22 protein-coding genes and 1 riboswitch are annotated in these 20,301 nt (G+C 40.6%); all 22 genes read right to left on the bottom strand.

Features of this window, described 5'->3' with window-relative positions:
• Positions 1–5: 5 nt before the first annotated feature.
• The 22 genes from KK487_RS04500 to flgK all read right to left on the bottom strand — a co-directional run bounded on the left by KK487_RS04500 (position 6) and on the right by flgK (position 20,297).
• Positions 6–1,319, bottom strand: a complete 1,314-nt coding sequence (locus KK487_RS04500) for a sigma-54-dependent transcriptional regulator (protein ID WP_036956806.1) — start codon at positions 1,317–1,319, stop codon at positions 6–8.
• 20 nt (positions 1,320–1,339) lie between these two features.
• Positions 1,340–2,212: an OmpA family protein gene (locus KK487_RS04495; protein WP_013464401.1), complete on the bottom strand. Its 873-nt coding sequence runs from the start codon at positions 2,210–2,212 to the stop codon at positions 1,340–1,342.
• A gap of 95 nt (positions 2,213–2,307) precedes the next feature.
• Positions 2,308–2,390: riboswitch (cyclic di-GMP riboswitch) on the bottom strand.
• A 139-nt stretch (positions 2,391–2,529) separates the two neighbouring features.
• Positions 2,530–4,605 carry a flagellar biosynthesis protein FlhA gene (gene flhA / locus KK487_RS04490; protein ID WP_016899411.1) on the bottom strand — a complete coding sequence of 692 codons (2,076 nt, stop codon included), beginning with the start codon at positions 4,603–4,605 and terminating at the stop codon, positions 2,530–2,532.
• Between the two features lie 16 nt (positions 4,606–4,621).
• Positions 4,622–5,752, bottom strand: a complete 1,131-nt coding sequence (flhB, locus tag KK487_RS04485) for a flagellar biosynthesis protein FlhB (RefSeq protein WP_016899410.1) — start codon at positions 5,750–5,752, stop codon at positions 4,622–4,624.
• A gap of 4 nt (positions 5,753–5,756) precedes the next feature.
• Positions 5,757–6,536, bottom strand: coding sequence for a flagellar biosynthetic protein FliR (fliR, locus tag KK487_RS04480; RefSeq protein WP_016899409.1), 780 nt, complete (start codon positions 6,534–6,536; stop codon positions 5,757–5,759).
• A complete protein-coding gene (locus KK487_RS04475; RefSeq protein WP_013464397.1) occupies positions 6,533–6,802 on the bottom strand; it encodes a flagellar biosynthetic protein FliQ in 270 nt (89 codons plus the stop codon). The genes fliR and KK487_RS04475 overlap by 4 nt, the downstream gene beginning before the upstream one ends.
• On the bottom strand, positions 6,799–7,551 hold the full coding sequence (fliP, locus tag KK487_RS04470) for a flagellar type III secretion system pore protein FliP (protein ID WP_013464396.1): 753 nt from the start codon (positions 7,549–7,551) through the stop codon (positions 6,799–6,801). The genes KK487_RS04475 and fliP overlap by 4 nt, the downstream gene beginning before the upstream one ends.
• Before the next feature lie 4 nt (positions 7,552–7,555).
• Complete coding sequence (locus KK487_RS04465) at positions 7,556–7,888, bottom strand: FliM/FliN family flagellar motor switch protein (protein ID WP_010391185.1); 333 nt, start codon at positions 7,886–7,888, stop codon at positions 7,556–7,558.
• 3 nt (positions 7,889–7,891) lie between these two features.
• On the bottom strand, positions 7,892–8,797 hold the full coding sequence (locus KK487_RS04460; RefSeq protein ID WP_013464394.1) for a FliM/FliN family flagellar motor switch protein: 906 nt from the start codon (positions 8,795–8,797) through the stop codon (positions 7,892–7,894).
• 33 nt (positions 8,798–8,830) lie between these two features.
• The gene (locus tag KK487_RS04455; protein ID WP_013464393.1) at positions 8,831–9,232 is read right to left on the bottom strand and encodes a PilZ domain-containing protein; all 402 of its coding nucleotides are present in this window, start codon (positions 9,230–9,232) and stop codon (positions 8,831–8,833) included.
• Positions 9,225–10,223 carry a flagellar motor protein MotB gene (locus KK487_RS04450; RefSeq protein WP_016899408.1) on the bottom strand — a complete coding sequence of 333 codons (999 nt, stop codon included), beginning with the start codon at positions 10,221–10,223 and terminating at the stop codon, positions 9,225–9,227. Before KK487_RS04450 ends, KK487_RS04455 begins: the two co-directional genes overlap by 8 nt.
• On the bottom strand, positions 10,223–11,086 hold the full coding sequence (gene motA, locus KK487_RS04445) for a flagellar motor stator protein MotA (RefSeq protein WP_010391179.1): 864 nt from the start codon (positions 11,084–11,086) through the stop codon (positions 10,223–10,225). The genes KK487_RS04450 and motA overlap by 1 nt, the downstream gene beginning before the upstream one ends.
• A 17-nt stretch (positions 11,087–11,103) precedes the next feature.
• The gene (locus KK487_RS04440; protein WP_016899407.1) at positions 11,104–11,826 is read right to left on the bottom strand and encodes a FliA/WhiG family RNA polymerase sigma factor; all 723 of its coding nucleotides are present in this window, start codon (positions 11,824–11,826) and stop codon (positions 11,104–11,106) included.
• A gap of 9 nt (positions 11,827–11,835) precedes the next feature.
• Positions 11,836–12,267 (bottom strand): flagellar basal body-associated FliL family protein, encoded by a 432-nt coding sequence (locus KK487_RS04435; protein ID WP_016899406.1) that lies wholly within the window; start codon positions 12,265–12,267, stop codon positions 11,836–11,838.
• A 25-nt stretch (positions 12,268–12,292) separates the two neighbouring features.
• Positions 12,293–13,582, bottom strand: a complete 1,290-nt coding sequence (locus KK487_RS04430) for a flagellar hook-length control protein FliK (RefSeq protein WP_016899405.1) — start codon at positions 13,580–13,582, stop codon at positions 12,293–12,295.
• On the bottom strand, positions 13,579–13,914 hold the full coding sequence (locus KK487_RS04425) for a hypothetical protein (RefSeq protein WP_020476930.1): 336 nt from the start codon (positions 13,912–13,914) through the stop codon (positions 13,579–13,581). Before KK487_RS04425 ends, KK487_RS04430 begins: the two co-directional genes overlap by 4 nt.
• A 225-nt stretch (positions 13,915–14,139) precedes the next feature.
• Positions 14,140–14,526, bottom strand: a complete 387-nt coding sequence (gene fliS, locus KK487_RS04420) for a flagellar export chaperone FliS (protein ID WP_016899403.1) — start codon at positions 14,524–14,526, stop codon at positions 14,140–14,142.
• A 6-nt stretch (positions 14,527–14,532) separates the two neighbouring features.
• Positions 14,533–15,831 (bottom strand): flagellar filament capping protein FliD, encoded by a 1,299-nt coding sequence (fliD, locus tag KK487_RS04415; RefSeq protein WP_016899402.1) that lies wholly within the window; start codon positions 15,829–15,831, stop codon positions 14,533–14,535.
• Positions 15,832–15,955: 124 nt separating this feature from the next.
• On the bottom strand, positions 15,956–16,795 hold the full coding sequence (locus KK487_RS04410) for a flagellin N-terminal helical domain-containing protein (protein ID WP_016899401.1): 840 nt from the start codon (positions 16,793–16,795) through the stop codon (positions 15,956–15,958).
• Positions 16,796–17,029: 234 nt separating this feature from the next.
• Positions 17,030–18,055, bottom strand: a complete 1,026-nt coding sequence (locus KK487_RS04405; RefSeq protein ID WP_016899400.1) for a hypothetical protein — start codon at positions 18,053–18,055, stop codon at positions 17,030–17,032.
• A 26-nt stretch (positions 18,056–18,081) separates the two neighbouring features.
• Positions 18,082–18,978 (bottom strand): flagellar hook-associated protein FlgL, encoded by an 897-nt coding sequence (flgL, locus tag KK487_RS04400; protein ID WP_016899399.1) that lies wholly within the window; start codon positions 18,976–18,978, stop codon positions 18,082–18,084.
• Positions 18,979–18,989: 11 nt separating this feature from the next.
• On the bottom strand, positions 18,990–20,297 hold the full coding sequence (gene flgK / locus KK487_RS04395) for a flagellar hook-associated protein FlgK (RefSeq protein WP_215521994.1): 1,308 nt from the start codon (positions 20,295–20,297) through the stop codon (positions 18,990–18,992).
• Positions 20,298–20,301 lie beyond the last annotated feature (4 nt).

Here is a 20,301-nt window from a genome sequence, read left to right as displayed (position 1 = left end):
TCAAATTATGCAATTGCATCAATATCAATACCGCATTCACGCATAGCGGCAATTTTATATCTTAATGCTCGGGTAGTTACGCCAAGCGCCTGTGCAGTTTGGGTGCGATGCCCTTTAAATCGACTCAATAAACTGTATATATAATCAAATTCTGCCTGCTTTTTATTTTCTTTTAACTGGGTGGCACAATAAGCTGCCGCCGCTGGTGAGCATTCTGGTAAATTTAAATCTTCAACCTGAATTTCGACGCCTCTGGCCATCACTAAAGCTCTTTGGATTACGTTTTCAATTTCTCGTACATTGCCCGGCCAGTTGTAACAAAGCATCACATCTTCGGCTTGCTTGCTAATATGAAACTCAGAGTTGCCGTATTTTTTTATAAAGTGATGAGCCAATGGAATGATGTCATCAACACGATCCCGAAGTGCTGGCCAGCTAAGCGGTAATACATCTAGTCGATAAAATAAGTCTTCACGAAAAGCGCCTTGCTCAACTTGTTCTCGCAGTACGCGGTTAGAGGCGGCAATAATGCGAATGTCTAAACTTATTTTTTGATGACTGCCGAGTCTTTCAACTTCGCGCTCTTGCAATACGCGCAGTAACTTAGCTTGTAAATCGAGCGGTAGTTCAGTAATTTCATCGAGTAAAATAGTACCGCCATTGGCTAATTCAAATTTGCCTGGCTGGGTATTTACAGCGCCGGTAAACGCACCTTTATTAAATCCAAATAACATAGCTTCGAGCATATTTTCTGGGATAGCAGCACAGTTAACTGCAATAAATGGCTTATCTTTGCGATCTGAAGCTTTATGAATAAAGTGCGCGAGCTTCTCTTTACCTGTTCCAGACTCGCCGGTGATTAACACGCCTGCTGAGGTATGTGCAGCGCGGTTGGCTAAACGTAATACTTGCTGTGATTTAGTAGAAACAGCGATTAAATCTTCAAACCCATGCTTCATTGAATCAGTGTTTCTGATTGTTTTTTTAAGCTGTTCAGCAAAGAAAGGTTTTAAGAGATAATCAACAGCGCCACCGGTATTAATTGTTTTTGAAGCAATTTCACTTTGCGATGAATCCACTAAAGTAACAATTTGTGAGGTTGGGCATGTTTTGCGCAGTAATTTTACTAATTCAACCAGCTCGAGTTGTTGAGTATCAGCATCAACAAACACGAGTTCCGGTTTACTAATAAGACAGTGACTAACCGCATCGCTGATGGAGTTTGTATGCAAAAACTTAAAATTTTCGGCAAATACAACTTGCTGAATTTCAGGCGTTGGCTGTTGTTCACTGATCCATAAGAGGTATCTTTGACTCATATAATTCCCTTACGATGCAATTAACTTGAGTGTCTGAAAAGACGAACTAAAACACGGCGATTAGACGATGCGCCCTGCTTTGAATTTTTAATAATGGGGTAGCGTTGACCATGCGCTCTCACTTCTAACATGTCTTTGGGTAAACCAAATTCAATGAGTCTGGCAGCAACGTCATCTGCTCTTTCTTTTGAAAGCAGCCGATTAGATAGCGGCGAGCCTGTATTATCGGTGTGGCCATCCACAAGTACTTTACTAACGCGATTGTCTAAAGAAATATAATGCACTAAATCCTTTAGAAATTTTAAGTCTTTTTCAGCTGTTACCGTGCGCTGCCCGCTGGCAAACTGTAACTGATGATCACGTGCTTGCTCCCAAGAAAGCGGAGAAAGGTTATTTAAACACTGTTGATAATCTGCAACTATTTCATCGCTATGGGTATTGGTAAACGTTAGGCGCAACTGCTCATCTTTAAAGCTGACTAGAGTGTCTAACCAACCACCTTGCTTAATTAAACGAAGTAAAGCACTTACATCCGCTGAAAATTGCACTTTATTGTCTTCGATATCTGTTGATGTGAAGTTAAGTGGGGTGAGTACTGTATTTGCTGATTGCCAATCGGCTTTGCGTGATGAAACGTGCAAGCGGGTTATTGGCTTATCTTTTAAAAGCCAAGTAAACACAAGTTGTTGCTGCTGTGCTGGCACGGTTTTAACTTCAAGCAACGCATAATTTTCAAAGCGCTGTTGTAGCGAACAAGCGAAAGAATCGCCCTTAACAGTCCAAGTCGAGTTTTCATAACTTTGGACCAGATTTTGTTCTGCAGCCTGCCCTGATTGCGTCAAAAATAATGCACAAGGAAGTGCAAATTTAATAATGTTAGGAAATCCGTTCATGAGTATTCCGTATAAGTTTAGAGAACAATTAAGTTTTTTAAATGAATAGCGAAATACAACAAATACAAACAAGGTATTAATTAATATCACTAAGTTAATGTAACCCCACGATCGTAGCGATTGCCTTAGACTGGAAGCTTTGCGTCCTATGCTTTCGCATAGTTTGCCATTTAATTTACTTATGCATTGTTTTTTACCAACATAAAAACTAGTAACTATGTATAATAAAAACAATAGACTATAGTTAAATAGAATTAATTGCAAATATTACTTACAAAATTCATGCTAAGTTCATTTTATAGATGAAATCTAACTAATTACCCCAACGATCCGAGTATATCAACACGAATGGTATCTGGAATTTCATTATAAGAAAGAACTACTAAGCTGCCTTTAGTAAAGGTTTTAGCGTAACGTGCCAGCAAGGGTCGTAACTGTGGCACCACAATTAATGTAGGTGTTACCCCTCTTGATTTCATATCTTCTACAATCAGTGGCATAGTGCGTTGAAATTGGCCTAGTAAATTAGGGTCAACCGCAAAACTATCCAGTACAACTTTGCCTGCTTGCATCGCTTGGTCGAGTGAGCTTTGTAAGGTACTTTCTAGTTTTTCATCTAAGCTATAAGCACTGAGTTCATCACGATTACCCATTACCTGTTTTACTAATACTTTTTGCAAAGCACAGCGCACATCTGAAACCAGTAGAATAGGATCTTTAGTTACCTCAACACTGTCTATTAAAGTGCCTGCAATGGTGACAATATCTTTAATGCTAATGTGCTCTTTAAGCAATAAACGAATGACTTTAAGCTGCAAGTTAGTGGGTAAGGCTTTTTCGAAGGTTTCCGCTAAGCTAGGTGAAATCTCTTTTAAACGCTCATTGAGTTTTTGTACATCCTCATAACTGAATAGCTCATCTAAATGCTCTTTGATCACTTTACCAGTGTGTGTGGCAATAATGGTGCCTAAATCTACCACCGAGTAGCCCATATTCAACGCTTGGGTTTTGCTATCATCTTTTATCCATACAGCTTCAAGCCCATAAGCAGGGTCGGTGGTTATTTCACCATCTAAGCTGCCATATACATCCCCGGTATTTAACGCCAGTAACTCTTTGGCATTCACATTGGCACTGGCAACGGGGACACCCGCTAAGTTTACTTTGTATTCTTGTGGATTTAGTTTCAGGTTATCTTTTATTCTGATCTCCGGTAATAAAAACCCAAGTTGTTCAGAGAGATTTTTACGCACACCTCTTAAGGTTTTTACCAGCTCTTCCCCTTTGTCTTTATCTGCTAGATAAACCAAACGAAAGCCAAGCTCAACCGACAGCTTATCAACATGAGAAATATCTCCCCACTCTAAGTTAGCTTGTTGCTCACTTAAAATGGTGTCGGTCATCTGCTCTGCTTCAATTAAAGAGTTATCGGGGAGAGAGCGCTGCAATCGCCAAGCAACATAAAACAATGGCGCAGCAAATGCTAAAAAGGCGACAGTTGGCATCCCAGGCACAATACCAAGCGTGACCATGATTAAAGCGGCGGTAAAAATAACACGCGGAGAGGCAAGTAACTGCTTACCGACCGCTTCACTCACATCACCTTCATCGTTCATTCGCGTAACAATAATTGCAGCAGCAACGGCTAACAGCAACGAGGGGATTTGTGCAACTAAGCCATCACCTATGGTTAATAGGGCAAAACGTTGAAACGCTTCGGCTAAACTTAAACCATGTTGAAAAGCACCTATTGATACACCACCGAGTAGGTTAATCACTAAAATAATTAAACCGGCAATGGCATCACCGCGCACAAACTTTGAGGCACCATCCATAGAGCCATAAAAATCGGCCTCTTGGGCTATGGTGCTACGTCGCTCTTTTGCTTGCTCAGGTCCAATTAATCCGGCATTTAAATCGGCATCAATTGCCATTTGCTTACCGGGCATAGCATCTAAAGTAAAGCGAGCTGCCACCTCAGAAATACGCTCGCCACCTTTGGTAATAACCACAAAGTTAATCACCATTAAAATAACAAACACCACAATACCGACTACATAGTTACCGCCTATAACCACTTCACCAAACGCTTGAATAACGCGACCAGCGACATCTGAGCCTTCATGACCGTGTAGTAGTACTACCCGTGTTGAGGCAATATTTAGGGTTAAACGCATCAAGGTGGCGACTAACAAAATAGTCGGAAATACAGAAAAATCGAGCGGTTTTTTAGTAGACACAGCTACCAACAATACAATCACTGACAATACAATGTTGAAGGTAAATAATGCATCTAATAACCATCCTGGTAATGGCAAAATAACCATCGACAAAACAGCTAACAGCAAAATAGGAATAGCGGTGTAAGGTTGAGTAAAACTGCGCCAGTTCAAATTATAACTCCAACATCTAAGGTTTCTGTAAATTTTTAGGGATTGTTAATTCAGGTAAGGCTGCGGGTGCTTGCCCACGCCCTTGCTTGTATGCTTTTAGTTGCAATACGTAGGTCAGTACATAGGCAACCGCACTGTATAAGCCGTTAGGCACTTCTTGGTCGACCCGGGTCGAAAAATAAATAGCCCTTGCCAATGCAGGGATTTCTATAATTTCTTTGTTATTCATACGGGCCACTTCGCGTATTCTCAGCGCCATTTCATCTACGCCTTTAGCGACAACATAAGGGGCTTTAGCTGCCTCTTCACTGTACTTTATTGCTACAGCATAATGAGTTGGGTTGGTCACTATCACATCGGCAGTGGGAACGCGCTCTTCAATTTTTCGGTTTGATTGCTGATACTGTATTTGCCTAATTTTATTTTTTATCTCAGGGCTACCGTCAGAGGATTTACGCTCTTCTTTTACCTCTTGGTGGGTCATTTTTATTTTATCGGCAATCTGTTTTTGCTGAAAAGGCACATCAATAACTGCAATAAAAAGTAGTAAAGTTACCGTGATCATTAACGATAAAAATAACAACTCAATGCCTTGGCCTATCGCCACTTTTATATCTAAGTTTTGTAACATCATCAGCTGCATCCACAGCTTAGTTAAAAAGGTATATAAGCAAATCGCCAGTAAGGTTATTTTTAGTATTGATTTAAGTAGCTCAACTAACGACTGTTTACCAAACATTTTGCCTAACCCGGTTAGTGGGTTGAGCTTACTCATTTTTAGCGTCACGAGTTTTTTTGAAAACACAAACCCGCCAGGTAAACACCCAGTGATCCACATTGCGCAAAAGCTCAATAATAAAAACGGCGTAAGGGTGGATAGCATATTCATAATGGCGTCGCCCAATGCGATGGGCATCATTTTTTTATTATTTATAATCGTATGATCCAGCACCATAGTGCTGTTCATTAAGTTAACAAATAAGCTGTAAAATAAATTGGCAAACCACAATAGCCCAGCAATACTGACCATTAATAAAATAGCGGTGTTAAGCTCTTTTGAGCGTGCGACTTGGCCGTCTTCTTTGGCTTTTTTTAGCCGTTTCTCTGTGGGTTGTTCTGTTTTTTCTTGCGAGCTATTTTCAGACATACCGCTACCTCATCGCCTGTGCAAAGGTTGTTAGCACATGATACGTTAGCCTTGAAAATGCGCTTCCTGTGTACTCTAGAGTCATAAATACGCAGAAAAAGCCCATCAATAGCGACATAGGGAAACCTAATACAAAAATATTTAATGACGGCGCCGCCCTACTTGCAACACCAAAGGTTAAGTTAACCAATAACATGGCGACTATCCCTGGTAGCGACAGCAATAAAGCAGAGGAAAACATCCATGCAAACAACATAATGATCGATTGAATATCAAACTCATAAATACTGCGACCAATCGGAAAGCTATGAAAGCTCTCTACCATAACTTGTAGAGTTATTAAGTGACCATCTGCGGCAAGAAACAGTAAGGCACACATAATCCAAAATAATTGCCCTAACAGGGCAACTTGGTTACCACTGCCTGGGTCCATAACAAGCGCCATCGACAAACCCATTTGCATGGATAAAATCAGCCCTATCATTGCCATTACTTCAAACAAAATACGCAGTGATAACCCCATCATCACCCCAAAAATAATTTGCTCGAAGGTTAAAATGGCGGCATCTAAAGAAAACAAGTCGATAGCAGGGGCTAGCGGTAACTGCGGAGCAACTAAAAAAGCCAACATCATAGACACTAAAATACGTGAGCGCGGCGTTACTGCCGGATTATCAAATACCGGCATAGACCATAAAAGTGCAGAAAAACGCACAAATGGCCACCAAAGCGTGCCCATCCAGCTGACTAAATCATTAGAAGTTAAAGAGAGTAATGAGCTCAACCAAATACCCCAGGTAACATAAATTTGAGCTTATCAAACCAATCAATCAAAATTTGTAGCATCCAATGGCCTGCAAATACCACCATTAACAAGGTTAATAACATACGCGGTAAAAACGTCAGAGTTTGCTCTTGGATAGAAGTAGCACCTTGAATAATGGCAACCACAATACCCAACAATAATCCGGGTACAATAAGCACTAAAATGAGCTTGATAATGGTATAAACTGCGCTTGAAATAAGCTCTACCGACATTTCTGGGGTCATGGTGACATTCCAAATGTAGCCGCCAGTGTACCCGCTATCATTGACCAGCCATCGGCAAGTACAAATACCATGAGCTTAAACGGTAAACTAATGATCAGCGGCGATAGCATCATCATACCCATAGACATCAATACACTACTGACCACTAAGTCAATAATTAAAAAAGGAATAAACAACATAAAGCCTATTTGAAAAGCGGTAGTAAGCTCACTTAATACAAACGCAGGCATTAACACTTCAAACGGAATTTCTTCGGCGGTGAGTGTCGTTGGCTCATTGGCAATTAGCAGCACTTGGCGCAACTCACTTTCACGTGTTTGTCTGAGCATAAAAGCACGTAAAGGCTTTTCAGCGGTGAGTAAAGCGTCTTCTAATCCTATGGTTTGCTGCTGAAAAGGCGTATACGCGTTTTGATAAATATCTTGCCAAACCGGTCGCATAATCAACATGGTGAGCATCAGTGAGATGCCAATTAAAATTTTATTCGGCGGGCTTTGTTGTAACCCCATTGCTTGGCGTAAAATCGCCAATACAATGATAATCCTCGTAAAAGACGTTAAAACCATTAATAGCGCAGGTAATAAGCTCAATACCGTCATTAACAAAAGTATTTGCAGTTTAACGCTATAGTCTTGTCCGTCGGCCGTATCTTTTAGCGAAAACAGCGTAAGTTCTTCTGCATTTAGCCAGCTTGGTATAAACAACATGATCAACAGTAGGCTAACTTTAAAAATTACGCGTTTATTCATTTTTTTACTGATCCTTTGCGGTATCTGTTTGAGCAAATTTCAAACCATACTGCCCTTCAACCATCACGACTTCTGCTTTAGCAAAAAACACCCCATTCACTTTTACATCAAGCGCTTCGCCGGCTACTTTATCTAGTTTAAGCACGTCGCCTTCTTTGGCTTGGCTAAGCTCGCCTAAGGTAATTTCAGTACTTGCAACTTCAAGAGTCACTAACAAAGGAACGTCTTGAAAAAATGACATATTGCCTTCGTTCGTTTTATTAGCAGATTTATCATCAAATCCATCAAAAGCATCCAGCTCTAAGCCCGCTAAGGCGCTATCAAGGTTTTCATTCATAATTTAATTACTCGTTGTATTGTTTGATAATTGTGTGATTTGAAATGCTAAGCCAGCCTCTTGCTCAACGACTTGGCCTTTAAATATTTGTTTATGCCCTAGATTAAATAGCGCCGCTTCATTAAGCTCAATCGGTAATACACCGCCAGCAACACAGGCTTTTAGTTGTTTTAATGTGACTTTTTTCTTCGCCATTTCAATTTGGCCTTGCACTGCAAACTGTGCCCACATATCGGTATTGAGTGTGTCGCTACTTGCTGGGTCTTGCTCGCTATCGGCTGCGCAAAAAAAGCTAATTGGTAGCCATAAAAACCAACTTATTACTTGGCTTTCTAATATAAACCGCACTTTAAAAGCCAAATATTGTAATGCTTCTGGTAAAGCATGTGATTTTTGTATTTCACCTAATAGCGCAGAGCGTTCTCTAAATAATAAGCCCTGAATACCTTGCACTTGGCGTTGTAATAAACGGCCACAAATACGGCTCTCTGTTGCACTCAATTCATTCGTGGTAGGCGAGTAATCGTGGCTTGAATTATCTGAATTATTGAATTGCCCGCCTAAACATAAATCAGCTGTTTTATGAGCACTTTGAAAATCAAGCGCTAAGAAAGCTTCGCCTTGAGTAGGTGCAAATAAAGGACAGGCAAGAAATATTCTAGGCGATTCTTTAAACCAACTATTAATGGTTGAATGCGAACAAGGCGAAATTTCTACATCAAAGCGGCTGTCGTTAAATAATTGAGCAAGTTCTAACTCCAATGCTTTACGAATATTGACGTTTATTTGCGCTGCTTTTTGCTGCGCGTGTTCGTAGGCTCTTTGCTCTAGCGTTAGTGCAAATGGAGTAATATGCTCAGAATCTTTCGCTTTAATTAACTTTGCTTTAGCGCTTAACGTTTTACTCATATCATTGTATTTCCTGATTCATTTCTATGTTGCCTATGCATTGGTTTTTTTTGCTTTTTTTAATTGGGCTTGTAACTGTAAATGATTAACAATATCGCTGCGTAAGCGCTCATTTTTACTTATCCACTCAACCCCTAAAAACACTAACTTGTCACTTACTTCGCGGCGGTACGTTACCTTGCCAGTCAATCGATTGGCTTTATCAAACACCACAATAAATTTGTCTGGAATAGCCTTTTCAGCAGGGACTAATAAACCCACACCTCCTACGCTAATGTCTTTTGCAACGCCATGACAAAGTGGAATATCAATAAAGCAGCGACGAAGTAACTGTACGCCCACCCCGCCAAGCTGAACTGACTCTGGCTCGTAATTATCTTTGAGGTTTAAATTCCATCTTTTGTAACTTCGTTTAGTTTCTGATTGGTTACTCATAATTCTCTTCAAGGCGTAGCACAGGTTTATTAGCAGTTGCCGCACTGGCAGATTTTTTTACTGGGTTATTAATATTGCTATCATCAAACAACTGATTAAATTTTCCCTCTGCATCTTTAGTTAAAATAAGTAGTTCAACCCGTCTGTTTTCACTGGCTTTTTGGTTTTCTTTGTTCAGTGGTCGATTAGAGGAGAATGCATTTACTTGCAACACTTGGCTTGATGGCATTCCGCCCATGGTCATCACTTTTCTGGCCTGTTGCGCCCTATCGCCAGAAATATCCCAATTACGAGAGCTACCATCAATAAACAGGCTGGCGTCGCTGTGCCCAGAAATAATAATTTTGTTATTGATGTCTTTTACTAAGCCGCCAAGGTATAAAAACAGATCTTCAAAAAACGGAGTCATTTGCGACTTTGAGCGTTCAAACATTTGATGATGTTTATCATCTCTAATAATCACTCTTAGCCCTAAAGGCACTTCTTCAACTAATAAGTTATTTTTTAATAACTCTTCTTTACTAAGTTCATCAATGCTTTCAAGTAATAAACTCAACTCTGATGAGGCTTTAAATTGGCTATCAATGGCTGAATTTAACTTCTCGCCTTGTCCTGCTTTAGGCTCAACGGTTCCATCGGGCACTTGTAACACTTCACTGATTCCTGGCCTTGGAGAGTCCGGCGGCGTAATTCCCGACTCTAAGTGCTTAATTACTGAAGGAGACCCACCTAAATCAACGGGAAATGGGCTGTTTTGAGGGTCAAAAATAGCAGGGCCACCATCAAAAATTGAGTGAGTTCGCATGTAGTGTGCAATTTCTTCACGCTCAGATTCATTGGTGATCGCCATAATCCACATCACCATAAAGAACGCCATCATCGCTAAGGTAAAATCAGCAAAGGCGACTTTCCATGCGCCACCATGCGGTTTTTCGGTTGCTCTTCTACGAGAGCGTTTGATGACGATTTCTTGATTTTTGTTTTCCATCATTAAGCCGCCTTGTTAGTGATCCACTCTTCCATGGTGGTAAAGGTCGGTTTAATTTCTTCATTAATTAATTTTCTACCTGAGTCGGTCGCTACAATTGGCACGTGGCCCTTGGCATGAGCCACTAACATGGCACGCACACACTCAAACATTGCCACTTGTTTTTTTACATACTGCTCCATCGCAGAAGCAAGCGGTGCAATTAAACAATAACAGGCAAAAATACCAATAAAGGTTCCTACTAGCGCGGCTGCTACATGGTAGCCAATTTCACTTAAAGGCCCATCTAAGTGTTGCATGGTGATAATAATGCCGCCTACCGCTGCCAAAATACCAAAACCGGGCATGGCTTCAGCAATATTAGCCAGTGAGTGAGATGGTTTAAGGCGCTGTTCTTCAATGGTGTAAATTTCTTGCTCTAACATGGCATCAAAATCATGCGAGTTGATTTTTCCCATACTAAACAAACGTAAGTTATCGCAAATAAAAGTGACTAACTGAGGGAACTCATACACTTTTGGGTAGGCAAGAAAAATAGAGCTGGTTTCGGGGTTTTCAACATGCTCATCTAGGCCCTTTATGCCTTTCACTCTGGCTAAATCTAATAAAGAGTAAATAACCAGTAGCAGGTCGTGGTAAAGCTCAGAGGTATCGGTCCCTTTACCACTAATAAATTGATACTTTAATTGCGATAGCATTTCTGTCAGTACATATTTTGAATTACCCACAATTAGCGCTCCTAAGCCAGCGCCAAAAATGATTAAAAACTCGTATGGCTGCCACATAGTGGCAATGTTACCGCCGGCAAACGCAAAACCACCTAATACTGTTGCAAGTACCACTATTAACCCTATAACTCTTTGCATTCTTTATTCCTTAGGTATTAGATTTTTTGAAGCGCTTTTGTGAGCGCTTCAAGTGCTTGTTTATGAAGTTGGCAAACACGTGCCTCTGTTAAATCGAGTGTTAATGCTATTTCTTTCATATTCATTTCGTGCATGTAATACAATTGTAAGAGCAGCTTTTCTCGGGTATTGAGCTTGCTCATGGCCGCTTTTAGCGTAGCTGCTGTCTCTTCTTTGTCGTGTGTATGGGCACTGGTAAGCGCTAAATTAGGGTTAGCTTCTAATAGCGCTTCAAGGCTATCAAAGGCCTCTGCTTGCTCACTGTAGTGCAGTTGAATAAGCTCTTTATGGCTTATGCCTAATGCTTCACACATTTCGGTGTCTGTTGCGTCACGACCAAGCTGCTTTTGAAGTGAGCGGCTCATATCACGAAGCTGATGAGACTGCTGCCTTAGTTGACGCGGTCGCCAATCAACACGTCGAAATTCATCTAGCATGGCTCCACGAATACGCTTAAACGCAAATGCAGCAAACTTTTCATCTAAGTCGCGACCATAGCGACGAATAGACGACAGCAAGGCAATAATGCCTATTTGATAAATATCATCGTTATCAACAATAACGCCCACTTGAGTGCGCATATGCGCAGCCGCTCTATTAACTAAAAAAGAGTACTGCGATAATAGTTGCGTCTCTTTTTGCGGTGTGAATATCACTGGCGGCTCGGTGACTAGCTCGCCCCACTCCTCTTGCAGCATCATAGCGATAGCCTATTGAATAAAGACATTCGTAATGAGTACATTATCTAGACGAACCGAAACAGCATTCGCTAAAACCAAATTAAACTGCTCGAGTAAGTCTTTTTGAACCGCATCGATATCCTTAAAAACAGCTTTTGCTTGGCTATGGCTCATGTTGGCAAACTGTTTTACCAGTACATTTCTCACTAGCGGCTCCATGGCCTCTGTTCCTGTGTTGTAAACTGATGGCGAAGTAACAAGTACCAAGTCGAGCACCAAATAACGGGCAATTGAGTCATCTGATACGCTTATAATAAAGCGCTCCATTTCGTGATATTCAACTTTACTAATGTCAGCTTGTTTACTCCCTTGAGATGAGTCACTGTCGTTAAAAAACTGTCCCGCAAAAAATGCAGCCGCAATAAGTGCTAATACGGTTAGGGGTATTATTATTTTTTTCACTTTTATCTCTCTTAATCCAAGGTAGTTATACTAATAAATCTAACCAATCTAATGGCGATTTTGCTGAGTGAGTGCTGGCTGTATCACTATGGGAGGGCGACTCGGTTTGATTATTTGCAATCTCGTTATTTTCAAGCTGCTGTTGCGACTGCTGCTGTTTATCACTTAAATTAACATCCACTGTGGTGGATGAGTTTTGTGATAATGACTGACGCAACTGATCTAAAGTTTGTGCTATAGCATCTCTCACCTGCGCATTACTCGTAGTTAAACTGACTGAGGTTTTATCACCTTCAATATTTATCGATATTTCAATACTGCCTAAATTAGGAGGATCTAATCTAATTTGCGCGCGTTGTAGTTGTTGGCCTATTTGCAGTTTTACCTTGTCGCCAAGTACATGTAATAAGCGCTGCCCCCACTCACTGGGAGCCTCTTTTAATTTTTCTTTATGCCACTCAAAGCTCTCTGGCGCGGGTGCGGACGCTGAAAATGCATTCACTAATGTTGATTTTTGACCCGTACTCTCGCGACTTTCTGTAAAGACCATTTTCGATTGCGCACTTTGTGACAATGCCGCAAGCTCAAGTTTGCTCAGCGACACACTCGGTTGTATGGCTACTTGCTCACTGGTTAGGCTACTTGATTGCGCTTGTGCATAAGTGTTCAACACTACCGAAGGTTGATTTAATCGATTCAAAAGCGCTTGCGAGTATAGTGTTTGTGGTGCTTTGTCTACTTCGAGTGTATTTAATTCTTTATTAACTACTGCATTTGCTGGCGTTACATTTATCGCCGCAGTAGGCGCAGCCGTGGTGGCTATGTTCATTGCAATGTTTTGCACAGGCGTAGTTTTAGCAGACTCTTGAGTTACAAAGCTGTCTTCGCTCTGAGTCTCTAAATGCGTGGTCTGCAGCTGTTCATTAGTCACAAGCTGTGCTGTTGGTGTTTCCTCAGCCATTACTTCGCTATCTACACCAAGGTTACTATTTGGATTTAGTAAGGTTTTGACAGGCGCGCTTATTTTATTGGTATCAAGATTATAATTTGCGGTGCTAAAAAAATACGGATTGATTACTTCATCCGTCTCTACACTGGTATCTTCACTTTGCTCTAACTGAGCTGAACTCGCTTGTGTTTCATCAACGCTTGGTTCTTGTTGCTTTGATTGCTGCTTTGAGAAAAGCGTAAACGGCTCAATCGCAGCCTCTTGTTCCGCTGTATCTGCTGATACTGTGCTTTTTAGTATTGTTGGCTTATCAGCGGCACTGCCAAAATCAGCCTTTGTAGTCATAGAATTCGCTTGAATACTCATAATGACAGTCCTTGTTGTACTTTTTCATATGCCAGTAAGCCTTCTTTATCCTCTTGATGGCGCTGCATTTGCACTTTGATAGCTGCTTGCTTTTGACTAACCAGCTCAATTAAGTCCGCGTAGCGTGCTTTTAGATTGTCTTGTTCAGTTTTCATTGAGCTAAACCAAGGCATACTTTGTAACTGTGCATAAAGCGCAAGTAACTGCTTATCGGCTGCTTTAACTTGATACCAATTACTCTCATGGATAGCATCTTCCATGGTGCTAAGTAATTGTTCCATTTTTTGAGCTGCGTATTTTTGAGAGTGTTCCATTAGCAATACTGAATTCATTATAAGTTCATATTTCTTTTAGCAAAAAGCAAGCCAATTTTAAGTTGTTGTTTTATATTAATAAATAAAATAAAAACCCAAAAAGGCGGAAGCGGAACTTCCACCTCGGAAGGAAGTGATGTGCTATTAATAATAAATAGAAAGATTATTTAAGCAGTAGAGGAAGTAAAAAATAGCCGTGTTAAAAATGAAAAAACCAGCTAAGGGTAGCTGGTTCTAATACGTTTATTGTGTGCCTAACCCTTGCCACCCTTCTTGCAGGTTGTTCATCACCACACGGGTGGAATCAATATAGCTCAAGTCGTTTTTTATACTCGCTTGCAATAACGCTTGCCCACAATGCTGATAAAGGTTTTGCATGTTTTGCGCTACTTCACCGCCTTTTTCAAGGTCTAATGAGGCCTCAAGCCCGCCTAAAATGCGCATTAGCTTTTCAATACTTTCGGCTTTTTTATCATGTCTTTTTTGTTTTATATGGCCGGTTACTCTTTCAAGCTCATCCGAAAAGCCATCAAATAACATTAACACCAGTTTATGAATATCAGCACTGGCCGCTTTTGCATCTACCGATGTGCTTTTATAGGCTGAAAAGCCATCATTTAAATCTAACATCTATGTTTAGCTCCCAAATTGACCCATTGTAGATTCTAATTGCGCAATAGTCTGTTGCATTTGTGTAAACTGCGACAAGTAACGTTGGTACACTTGCTCCATCGAAACTTCATGATCTTTTTGTTGCCTAGTGACTATATTTAAGCTCGCCTGCAATGATTGCTTTTTATCCGTCATCAAACCATAGCTTTTAGTGAAAGGCTCTACGCGGGTTTCCAGCTTAGATAACAACCCGTTTTCACCTGTAAGCATGCTGGTTAACTGCTCAGGGTTAGTCGCCATGGCTTCTTCAAGTTTTTTATTATCTATTTTTAAGTTACCGCTACGATCAAACTCAATACCCACAGAGAACAAGGTTTTACCTTCAAACGTACCTTGAAAATCGTTGCGTAAAGAGCGAGCAAGGCCGGCAGCCATATTATCTCTTTTTAAGTACTGGTTACTGGTAATGCCATTGGTGAGCGAATTAAATTTATCTACAAAACTTTGGATGTTTTCTTTAGAGCTTTCTTGATCTTGGTTAATTGATATATGAATTGGCTGATCGCCCGGCGACTGCGCCTGCGTTAAATCAATCGTCACCCCATCAATAACCGTATCGAGTTTATTACTGCTTGAAGTGATGGTAAGTGCTGAGTTAGCCCCTAGCTTAACAATCGCATCTTGCGCTAAGGTTAAATCTTGTTTGTTTGTTATGGCATTGGTGATATCAATGCCATTGGCATCCGCAGCTGGAGTAAAACTCACACCCACCTGATTAGCAGCACCCGGCTCAGCACTGGTTAAAGTTAAAAAAGTTTCTGTGCCAGAGCGCACAACAGAGGCTTTAACACCGCTATTATCAACATGCGAGTTGATAGCATTAGCAACATCAGTTAATGATGCATCGGCGCCAAGGCTTGCAAAATCAATACTAAACGCACTGCCTGCCAAATCAATGCTTAACTCACCATCAGTGGTTAAAGCTTTAGCCGGGTCAAAACTCAATGCAACTTGGTGTGCTTGCGCTAATTGCTCCACAAATACATCGTACTCGCCGCTGGCTGCTGTGCCAGTTGCACTCACAGCTAATGCCGATGGATTGCTCACTGTGGCTGTGTTGGAAAATAAACTACTGGTGTCTTTTAAGCTAGCTTGTAAGTCATCAAAAAAGCTTGATAAATTACTTTTCAGGCTATCAAACGCCTTAATTTGATTGCTAAAAAGGCTACTTTTAGTACTTAATTGCTGATCTTTAGCGCTACGCTCAATTTGTGTATATTGTGAGGCTAATTGCCCAGGATTGATTCCTATTGCAGAGCTCATTTTAATCTCCAAGCATTTTAGTTATAAGCAAAAAAATCTAGGGTAAATATTTTTACTTATGACTATAAACAATAATAGCTACACCCTTAGGTGTAGCTATGCATACTTAATTGATTAATCACTATTAACGAAGTAGTGAACCAATCATTTGTGTTGTGCTGTTAGCTGTGCTCAGTACCGAGATACCAGAGTTCATTAGCAATTGTTGCTTAGTCATGTTTGATGTTTCAGCAGCAAAATCAGCGTCCATTAACGTACCTACAGCAGCTTGAGTGTTTTGCTTCATGTTAGATACGTTAGTCATTGTATGGTCAAGACGATTCATTGACGCACCAAGCGTTGAACGTGCAGTACCAATTTCGCCAACCAAAGTATCAACAAACGCAATCTGCGCTTGTGCTGTTGCAACGTCTGTAAATGCAGCAGCATTACCAATAGCCGTTGTCACATTCCCTAGCTCTGTAGAAATATCAACATTAAGGGTTTCTGCTGCACTTGAACCTACTTGGAAATTAACCGCACCTGCACCAAACTTACCAGCAGCTGCTAAAAGTTTAGTGCCATCACCAAACGACGTATTAGTCATGATGTTTGTAAGCTCAGTAGCTAGTGCTGTGTATTCTGCACTTTGTGCAGCCCACTCTTTTGCACCGTTTGTATCACTTGAACCTTGGGTAGCAAGTTCTTTCATGCGGTAAGCAATGTTAGTCATTTCATCAAACGCACCTTCAGCAGTTTGCATCATAGACATAGCGTTGTTACCGTTGTATAAACCAGCGTCTTGACCGCGTACTTGTGCGTTTAAGCGTGAAGCGATTTGTAGACCAGCTGCATCATCTTTTGCAGAGTTAATTTTAAAACCAGAACCTAAACGCTCAAGTGCTGTAGACAAATCGTTGTTGCTACGACCAAGTTGGTTTTGGATTGACATTGAAGCCATGTTTGATTGAATTGATAAAGCCATGTTTATTTCCTCTTTGAATTAATAGCTAAAGTAATTAGTGAACCTAAATCACCTTCTAATAACTAAGAGCGACCATATTTTTAATTACATAAACTTTTTTCTAATTATTTTTTATTTTTTTAATCAATGTGTTCAAAAAAGGTAAATTAAGCGTTTTAGACTGGCTAAAAGCAGATAAGTGGAATAGCATAAATAAAAAACGATGCAGCAATACTAGATTGCTGCATTAAAAAATTAAGTGAGAGAGTATTGCACCATATTACGAGTAATGTTTGCTTGCGACATAATCGCAGCCACACTATTTACACTCGGGTTTTGCATATGCTGTTTAACCCCTAAACTTAAAGCAAGTAGTTCATCGGTGTTGCCTAATGAACTAGCAGAGTCAAGCTGCTCTAGTTGGCTTTGTAATTGCTGTTTTTGTGCCTGAATTTTTATTAAATTGGCCTTTAAATGACGCTGCGCACTTTGAATTTGTTCACGATGCTGTGCAATAGAGGCATTTTTATCCGCTATTTTAGCAAGCTCATTAAGTGGGTTATCTAAATCATTAAGCTGCAACGAAATCGGGTTACCCGCCGCAACGCGCACACCTTGACCACTCATCACCCAAGGCTCTAAAAGTGGGGATGCATTTTCTTTTTGCGCACTAAAAAGCAGGCGATTTTCACGATTGAGCTCAACATTAATATGATGTGGTGCAAACGCATTTTGAATGGTGGTTAAATTGGTTTTTTCGTCTTGATAGGCGGGTAGCTTTAAGCTTAATGATTTGCCCGAACGCCCCATTACTAGCTGGATATTTTCTTCATGTGGGCGTGCGCTAAGTAGATCTATATTTGCATTAAGCTGTTTGGTAATAGCGCGATTTGGATCGGTTATTTTTAGCTGGGTATCAAGCCCTGAGCCTTTTTTATTTGCTACGTTTTGTAATGACGCTATTTGCACTTTAATCTTTTGTTGTTGCATAGGTTGTGGCTGAGAGTTAGCAGCTTGGGTATTTAATTGTTGTGCTAACTTTTCAAGCCCCATGTACAAGTTACGTATTGTGCTTTCGCTTTGCTCGGCTTTAGCCAACGCCTGACTAAGTGCTCCGCGCTGCGCCCAATCAGTCAGTACTTTAACTTGCTCCTCTCTGGCAACAATTTTGTTTTTCCACAAATTATTAGCAGAATCTTTTGATGATGTAACGAGTGCATCCGATTTATTGGTATTAACCAAGTCAATTGCTTGCGCCTTTTCGCTACTTTTAACCAGCATAGTTAGTTCCTGACAGTATTAAAATTTTAAATGTATGAAAACAATGAAAGTTTACTTACCGTTGAGTAAACCTGCATTGACGACTCATACGCCGCCATAGATTCATTCATCGAAATAAACGCTTCTGGATAATCAACAGCACTTAAATCATCCTGCAAATTAACCGTAAATGTGGTGATATCTTGATTACTAGTAGTAATAGAATCAAGCGATGCCATAGTAGAGCCTATGGTGGTCACTTGGCTACTAATAGTACCTAAAAAATCTGCCAATTTGTCTATCATCACCCGTGATTGATTGCCAACGCCACCCGCTGGCGGATTATTTACATCAACAAGGTAGTCTTGCATTGCATTTAAAAAGCCCGCACTAGGGTCTAAATCATTACCCACAATATTATTTTTTACACTTGAATCATCAGATACGGCGACCTCTCTGACAATATCGTCCCCGGCATAAACGTAATTCCCCGTGGCATCAATTTGAAACGGTTTTTCATCGGTTTTACTACCCGAAAAATAATACTTTCCATCGCTGTCGGTTGCATTCAGTAAGTCAACAATCGCAGGAAAGGCCACACTCATTTCTTGGCCTAGTGCTTTAATTTCTGACTCACCCATAGAGCCATCCGCCGCGGTGGTAATTAAACTTTGCAATGAATATATTTGATTAACTATGGCCGAAAGCTGCACTTCTTGTTGACCTAATGAAAAGTTAACCGCATCCATATTAGTTTTGTACTGCTCTAGCGATTTAATTTCTGAACCTAGGTTCATAATCATCACAGTGCCAAGCGGATCATCTGAGGGCTTCAGAATACGCTTGTTGGTCGCTAACTGAATTGACTTTTCGTTAAAGTTTTCAGTATTACTTTGAATGTTTTTAATTGAATTTAAATGAAACTGGTGACTACTAACTCTCATAACATTGCCCTTTAAAACATTTGCAGTAAAGATTTAAACATTTGATCTGCGGTGCTAATCACTTTGGCATTGGCACTATACATTTGCTGAAGATGCATTAAGTTTGCCGCCTCTTCATCAAGGTTTACCCCGCTGTAGCTATCGCGCGCTGCAATAGCGTTTTCACTCAAATTAGTGGCCGTGGTAATACTGTTTAGGTTTTGTTTACTGGTAATGGCAAGCTCACCCACTAATAACGTAAATTTATCGCCTTTTCCTGCCATTGAGGCAACAATATTTGCAATATTAGAGTTATCGCCCGGTCCTGAGGTACTACTGTCTTTAAAGCCAAGTTTATCGGGGGTGATCGCAGGGTTTATCTCAATTGTCCCTAATGGATTTAATGGATTGTAAGTAAACAGTGCTTCACCGGGGTCGTTATTTAAATCAAAGCCACTTTGCAGTGCACCGTTCATATCATCAGCAAGGTCAGCAACTAGGTCGTTTAAGGTTGCAAGGGTTGGTTTAATTACATCGTTATCAACACTGATCAAGCCACCAAATTGACCGCCGACGTTTTTATTAAGGGTAAATTCTTGTCCAATAAACTCGCTTGTAACTGTAGTACCATTTACTGAGATTGAGGCGGCTTTACTACCTACCACCAGCGGGGCACCACTTAAGGTACTGATATCAATAAAGCCATTATCTCGCTCAACAATAGATACGCCAATATGCCCAGATAACTGATTTACTAGGCGTTCTCGGTTGTCTTTTAGCTCTGCGGTTGATTGATTATTTGCTGTTGCTAACCCGATGCTACTGTTAATTTCGGCTATTTGCTTAGTTATAGAAGACACGTTAAGCGCTACGTTACTCATTTGTGCATTTAACTTTGTTGCTTGGCCTGCCAGTGCGCCATTAATTTGCGCAATATCTTGCATAAAGCCCTCAGCAGAGGATAAAAATTGCTGCCTGAAAGCATGTGAATCAGGCTTAGTGGCCGCTGCATTGAGTGCATCCGTTAGGCTTGCAAGAGAGTTATTTAAATTGAGTGAGTCGGTACCAATTATTTGCTCAATAAAACCTAGATATGACTGTTTGTTTTCATAATAAGTGGTATCTGAATTAGTGCGCCAAATATCATCATTTAAAAAGGCGTCAACAACCCGGTCAACCGATGCCACCTCAACCCCGCCTAAATATACATTAGAGGTTTTAAATTGAGCTTGCTGACGCGAATATCCTTCTACGGCTGCATTCGCCACATTTTGCCCTGACACAGTCAGCGCAATATTTGCTGCATTGAGGCCGCTTAACGCGTTATTTAACATAGACATGATT

This window comes from Pseudoalteromonas sp. SiA1 (genome assembly GCF_018732205.1).
Classification (GTDB): Bacteria; Pseudomonadota; Gammaproteobacteria; order Enterobacterales; family Alteromonadaceae; genus Pseudoalteromonas; species Pseudoalteromonas tetraodonis.
This window is presented reverse-complemented; position numbering and strand designations above follow the sequence as displayed.